Source organism: Hyphomicrobium sp. (assembly GCF_036780825.1).
Taxonomy (GTDB): Bacteria; Pseudomonadota; Alphaproteobacteria; order Rhizobiales; family Hyphomicrobiaceae; genus Hyphomicrobium_C.
This window is the reverse complement of the sequence record NZ_DAIQCD010000063.1, coordinates 1-5909: the sequence shown is the minus strand read 5'-3', so window position 1 is coordinate 5909 and position 5909 is coordinate 1. Positions and strand designations below refer to the sequence as shown.

7 protein-coding genes are annotated in these 5909 nt (G+C 64.2%); all 7 read left to right on the top strand.

Annotated features, from left to right (window positions below; all coding sequences use genetic code 11):
* Positions 1 to 255 (top strand): DUF1330 domain-containing protein (locus V7P99_RS14585; protein WP_333795558.1); only part of this gene is annotated, 255 nt, incomplete at its 5' end.
* Between the two features lie 340 nt (positions 256 to 595).
* Positions 596 to 1321 carry a tRNA (guanosine(37)-N1)-methyltransferase TrmD gene (gene trmD, locus V7P99_RS14580; protein ID WP_333795557.1) on the top strand — a complete coding sequence of 242 codons (726 nt, stop codon included), beginning with the start codon at positions 596 to 598 and terminating at the stop codon, positions 1319 to 1321.
* Positions 1322 to 1515: 194 nt separating this feature from the next.
* Positions 1516 to 2196 carry a 50S ribosomal protein L19 gene (gene rplS, locus V7P99_RS14575; protein ID WP_333795556.1) on the top strand — a complete coding sequence of 227 codons (681 nt, stop codon included), beginning with the start codon at positions 1516 to 1518 and terminating at the stop codon, positions 2194 to 2196.
* A gap of 299 nt (positions 2197 to 2495) precedes the next feature.
* Positions 2496 to 3320, top strand: coding sequence for a type I methionyl aminopeptidase (gene map / locus V7P99_RS14570; RefSeq protein ID WP_333795555.1), 825 nt, complete (start codon positions 2496 to 2498; stop codon positions 3318 to 3320).
* Between the two features lie 109 nt (positions 3321 to 3429).
* Positions 3430 to 4113: a RadC family protein gene (radC, locus tag V7P99_RS14565; RefSeq protein WP_333795559.1), complete on the top strand. Its 684-nt coding sequence runs from the start codon at positions 3430 to 3432 to the stop codon at positions 4111 to 4113.
* Positions 4114 to 4305: 192 nt separating this feature from the next.
* Complete coding sequence (locus V7P99_RS14560; RefSeq protein WP_333795554.1) at positions 4306 to 5214, top strand: alpha/beta hydrolase; 909 nt, start codon at positions 4306 to 4308, stop codon at positions 5212 to 5214.
* A gap of 87 nt (positions 5215 to 5301) precedes the next feature.
* A partial coding sequence (locus tag V7P99_RS14555; protein WP_333795553.1) for an FAD-dependent oxidoreductase occupies positions 5302 to 5909 on the top strand: 608 nt, incomplete at its 3' end.

Sequence of the window (5909 nt, the reverse complement as noted above, 5' to 3'; positions counted from 1 at the left end):
GTGACGGACGCAGAGAAGTGGGGGCAATACGTCGCAAAGTCGAAGGCGGCGCTCGATAAGTATGAAGGCAAGCCCATCGTGCGCGGTGGAAAATGCCAGATCGTCGAGGGAAACGGCACGCAGCGCAACGTGGTGCTCGAATTCCCGAGCTACGAGCACGCGATCGGTTATGCCACGAGCCCGGAGTACGCCGAGGCCAAGGCCTTGCGCGAAGGTGCGGGCACTCTCGACATTGTCGTGGTCGAAGGAGTGTAAGCCCACCCCCGGGCATTCCTCACGGCGGCCTCTCCATGGCCTAAAAAATACCTCAGACGCGCTGCCTCATCCCACGATCCCCATGAGTGGAGCTGCTGGAGCATGGCGCGGCTGTTGTATAGGCTTGAGGATCATTTCGACAGCTTGGCCCAAGAGGGTCGCGGCGGCCTCTCGCGAAGACTGAGCCGGTTCGCGAGGGCGCTGTGCGCGTGGGCCGGCGATTGCCTGCGGCCGCGGGGTATTTAAAGCCTGATCGCCCCGCGCCGGCGTTGGTCCGGGCTCGTATCGAGAACGATCGGGTGGCCCTTGCGTAGGGCGGCACTCTGATATCAATACCCCCATGGCGCATATTCCAACTAGCCGAGGCGGCACGCCTTGGAAAGCTTCCGTGCTGACCCTCTTCCCCGAGATGTTTCCGGGGCCGCTCGGCGTTTCCCTCGTCGGGCAGGCGCTGAAGGCGGGGCTGTGGGCGCTCGACCTGCATCAGATCCGAGACTTCGGTATCGGGCGCCATCGTGCCGTAGACGATACGCCGGCGGGCGGCGGGGCGGGCATGGTGATGCGTGCGGACGTGCTCGCGGCCGCCATCGATCACGCGCGCGAGGCGGACGATCTACCGCTTCTTTATATGTCGCCGCGCGGCGCGCCGCTGACGCAGGCCCGGGCGCGCGCGTTGTCCGAGGGGCCAGGGGTCATGATCCTGGCCGGTCGTTTCGAAGGTGTCGATGAGCGTCTCATCGCCGCGCGCGGCGTGACGGAGGTTTCGATCGGCGACTATGTGCTGTCTGGCGGTGAACTCGCGGCGATGGTGCTGATCGACGCATGCGTGCGGCTCATTCCGGGCGTGCTCGGCGCCGAGGAAAGCCTGGCGCAGGAGAGCTTCGAAGACGAGCTTCTCGAATATCCGCAATATACGAAGCCGCGTACCTGGGAAGGGCTCTCGACACCGGAGGTGCTTATGTCGGGCGATCATCAGAAGATCGCGGCCTGGCGGCGGGCCGAGGCGGAGCGCCTTACGCGCGAACGGCGGCCGGATCTCTGGGCTGCGCGCGAGAAGCAGCGGTAACCGATTTCTTAAGGTGCGGGCACCGATAAGGAGAACGAGACCGGTCTCGACAGGGACCGCCATTTCGGCTATAGCGCGGCAAATAAATTCCCCTCCGAGGGCCGCTCCAGAAGGAGCCGCATGAGCTGTGCACGCGGACGAAACGTCTCGGCGCCGCTCCTCTGCATTGATGTACAAGCAAAAAAGGAATCAAAATGAACATCATCCAGGAGCTCGAGCGCGAGCAGATGGACGCCGTGCTCAAGACGCGCCTCATTCCGGAATTCGCCCCGGGGGATACCGTCAAGGTTATGGTGAAGGTGATCGAGGGCGACGGCAAGGGCCAGTCGGTCCGGCTCCAGGCTTACGAGGGCGTGGTCATTGCGCGCTCGGGTGGCGGCATCAACGAAAACTTCACGGTCCGCAAGATTTCCTATGGCGAGGGCGTGGAGCGCGTGTTCCCGATCTACTCGCCGTACATTGCTGAAATCGAGGTTCTGCGGCGCGGCAAGGTGCGCCGCGCGAAGCTCTATTACCTGCGCGGACGCCGCGGCAGGGCAGCCCGTATCGTCGAGAGGACGGACGTGCGTGCACGGCGCCTCAACGCGTCGTGGAAGGGCTTCAAGAAGTTCAAGGGCGAGCCGGACGATCTGACCCGGATCAAGGGGATCGACGCCGACCTCGCGGCGCGCCTCGGCACGGTGAACTGCATCCGGTTCGATCAGATCGCCAATTTCTCGGATGAGGACATCGCCAACGTCGACGAGACGCTGAAGCTCAAGGGCCAGATCGAGCGCGACGACTGGGTGGGCGAGGCGCGCCGGCTTATCGCAGAGGCGACGGCGGCTGAGGTCCCGGCCGAAGCGGAAGCATCTGCCGAAGAGGCGAAGGAATAACACCGCCGCTCTCCGCAAGGGGATCGACGAAGATCGTATGAGACGGCGGCGCCTCTTCGGGCGCCGTTCGTTTTTGGGCCTTTGGATGGCTCATCATTGCGCGGCGGGCGATTTGGATTACATTCGTATCCGGCGGTAGGCTTGCGGTGAGGGATCAAGGCTCCTCTAGTGAAATCCTGAAATCGTTCAGACCTGGGCGAGATCCCGGAACGGCTTTTGATCTTTGTCTGATCGTGCTTCTTGTCGGAAAACCGAATTCCCACTTTTCCGGAAGCACTCTAGGAAGGTACTGACGCATCATGTCCAATGTCGAAGTCACCCGCGCGCAGCTGCGCGAGACTGGCGCCATCAAGCGGCATGGTCCGGAGGCGTTCGCCGCCATGCGGAAGGCTGGCCAACTTGCGGCCGCGGCGCTCGATATGTTGGCGCCGCACGTGGTACCCGGAGTAACCACGGAAGAGCTCGATCGATTGGCGCTCGATTTCGCGTTGGCGAATGGCGCCATACCGGCGCCGCTCAACTATCGCGGTTTCTCGAAATCCATCTGTACGTCCATCAACCACGTGGTCTGCCACGGCATCCCCGGGCCCAAGCCGCTGCGTGAGGGGGATATCATCAACATCGACGTGACGCTGATCGTCGATGGCTGGCATGGCGACACGAGCCGCATGTTCGCGGTGGGCGCCATAAGCCGCCGCGCGGAGCGGCTGATCGAGGTGACGTACGAGGCGCTCAAGCTCGGCATCGAGCAGGTGAAGCCGGGCAACACGCTCGGGCACATCGGTGCTGCGATCCAGACCTTTGCCGAAAATGAGCGCTGCAGCGTCGTCCGGGATTTCTGCGGCCACGGCCTTGGCCGCTTGTTCCACGACCGCCCGAACATCCTCCATTATGGCGAGGCCGGCGAGGGCGCCGTCATGGAGCCCGGTATGTTCTTCACCATCGAGCCGATGATCAATCTCGGCAAGCCGCATGTGAAAGTCCTCTCAGATGGCTGGACCGCGGTGACGCGGGACCGCGAGCTGTCGGCGCAGTTCGAGCATACGGTCGCGGTGACCGAGACCGGCGTCGAGGTGTTTACGCACTCGCCCGCGGGGCTCGAGTGGCCGTCGCGGGCGAGTTGAAATCCGGATAGGCATGAACGACCCCGGCGCACCAGATCCGAAGACTGTGGCTCCGGACGCCGAAGACGCGGGCGGGCTCAAGACGGGCGTGGGTGGGCAAGGCACGTTTATGGAAGGGCCCCAGCCGCTCTACACCGGACACCGCCAGCGCCTGCGGGCGCGCTTCCAGAAGGCGGGCGCCGACGCCATGCCCGATTACGAGCTGCTCGAGATGGTGCTGTTCCGCGCCATCCCGCGCCGCGACACGAAGGACCTGTCCAAGCGGCTGCTCGCACGCTTCGGATCGTTCGCCCAGGTCATTAACGCGCCGGAGCAGCGGCTCAAGGAGGTTCGCGGCGTGGGTGACGCCGTCGTTGCGGAGCTGAAGCTGATCCACGCCGCGGCGCTACGGTTGATGCGCAGCGAGGTTTCGTCTGGCCCGGTCCTGTCCTCCTGGGCGCAGCTCATGGACTATCTCCGGGCGGCGCAGGGCTTCGCGCCGCGCGAGCAATTCCGCATCCTGTTCCTCGACAAGAAAAACCGTTTGATTGCGGATGAGGTGCAAGGTGTGGGCACGGTCGATCATACTCCTGTCTATGTGCGGGAGGTGGTGAAGCGGGCGTTGGAACTCTCGGCGACGGCGATCATTCTTGTTCACAATCACCCGTCGGGAGACCCGACGCCGTCGCGCGCCGATATCGACATGACGCGCCTGATCATCCAGGCGGCACGCCCGCTTGGAATTGCAGTGCACGACCACGTGATCGTGGGGCGCGAGGGTCACGCCAGCTTCAAAGCGCTGCGATTGATCTAGGATACGTCTGCTCCTGTCTGAATCGGTAATTACGCGAGATGCGTGGGCGCACCCGCAACGCGAGCAATCGGGCCCGGCGTATCGAGGCCCCATTCACGACCTCGCGCCATGCGGTTCCCATGCGTCTCGAACGATCAGGCTCCAAAGGGAGACCGGCGGCTGATGACGTTGTTTTTCGAACGAACCTTGCGAATGCGTCCAGTCGATTTCGGGAACCTGCCGCCGGCGCTGGCGGGAGATCTTGCCTACCGGCGCTTCTGCCTTCCGAGATTCTCCAAGCACCGCAGTGCCGATCATGTGCAACTCGCCGAGAGGGCGCGCTTTCACTTGCGCCATGCGGAGTGGGTTCGAGTGCCGACGACAAAGGGCGAGGTGCAGGCCTATGTGTTCGAGCCCGAGGGACGGCGGCCGCGTGCCGGCGTTCTGATCGCGCACGGCTGGACCAGTGAAGCCTCTTTTATGGCCGTGTTCGCGGAGCAGCTCAGGCGCGCGGGCTTCCGCGTCGTCGCGTTCGATCAGCCGGGGCATGGCAAGAGCGCGCAGGTGCGGGTGAGCCTCATCGATTGTGCGCACGCGTTGCTGGAAGTGGCCGAGCTGCTGGGGCCGATCCAGTTCGTGGTCGCCCATTCGATGGGAGGGCTTGCCGCATTACTCGTGGACGAGGGGAAGCCGCCGCTGCCGCGCCGCTATCCTTTCGAGCGCCATGTGCTCGTCTCTTCGCCCAACCGCTTCTCGGTGGTCGTAAGGCAATTTGCGGACGAGATTCATCTCGGAGCAGCGGCGCGGCGAAGCTTCGAGCGCCGCCTGGAGCGGATCGCGCATCGCCCTCTGGCGACGCTGACGGCGGCCTCGCTCGTCGCCGCGACAAAGCGCCCGGTGCTCGTGATCCATGCGCGCGATGATCGGGAGGTCGCGTTCGCGGATGCCGAAGAGATCGCTTCGGAATGCCCGTCGGTCACGCTGGCGGCGTTCGACGGGCTCGGGCACCGCAATATTCTGTTCGCTCCGCCGGTCATTCGAGCTGCTGTATCGTATCTCAGCCGCGCCGCTGGCGACGCAGGCCGCGGACCGGCGGGGGGTCGCGCTATCGGCGGCGCTTGATTATATGAGAGCGGCGGGCGCGCCAGGCGGCGTGTTCCGAACAGAGCCGCCACTCGCCCGCGCAGGGGGCACCGGAAGGGTCGATCAATGAGCAATTCGAAACACGCACGCGTCATCGTTCTGGGTTCGGGGCCGGCCGGCTACACCGCCGCCATCTATGCCGCCCGCGCCATGCTGAAGCCGGTCCTGATCCAGGGCAACCAGCCGGGTGGGCAGCTCACGATCACGACCGATGTCGAGAACTATCCGGGGTTCGCCGATGTCATCCAGGGGCCGTGGCTCATGGAGCAGATGAAGGCCCAGGCCGAGCATGTCGGAACCGAGATCGTCATGGACTACATCGTCAAGGTGGATCTCGGCGTGCGGCCGTTCCGGCTCGTGGGCGATTCCGGGGATCATTACACGTGCGATACGCTGATCATCGCGACGGGTGCGCAGGCGCGCTGGCTTGGACTGCCGAGCGAGGACGCGTTCATGGGCCATGGCGTTTCGGCTTGCGCGACCTGCGACGGGTTCTTCTACAAGGGGAAGGACGTGGTCGTGGTCGGCGGCGGCAACACGGCTGTCGAGGAGGCGATCTTTCTCACCAACTTCGCGCGAAAGGTCACGGTCGTTCATCGGCGCGATCATTTCCGTGCGGAGAAGATTTTGCAGGACCGGTTGTTCAAGAACGACAAGATCGAGGTCGTGTGGGA

What these genes read in the sequence shown, in the direction of transcription:
- radC (WP_333795559.1), top strand. Translation starts at nt 3,430, where the DNA reads ATGGAAGGGCCCCAGCCGCTCTACACCGGACACCGCCAGCGCCTGCGG.
- V7P99_RS14560 (WP_333795554.1), top strand. Translation starts at nt 4,306, where the DNA reads ATGCGTCCAGTCGATTTCGGGAACCTGCCGCCGGCGCTGGCGGGAGAT.
- trmD (WP_333795557.1), top strand. Translation starts at nt 596, where the DNA reads ATGGCGCATATTCCAACTAGCCGAGGCGGCACGCCTTGGAAAGCTTCC.
- map (WP_333795555.1), top strand. Translation starts at nt 2,496, where the DNA reads ATGTCCAATGTCGAAGTCACCCGCGCGCAGCTGCGCGAGACTGGCGCC.
- rplS (WP_333795556.1), top strand. Translation starts at nt 1,516, where the DNA reads ATGAACATCATCCAGGAGCTCGAGCGCGAGCAGATGGACGCCGTGCTC.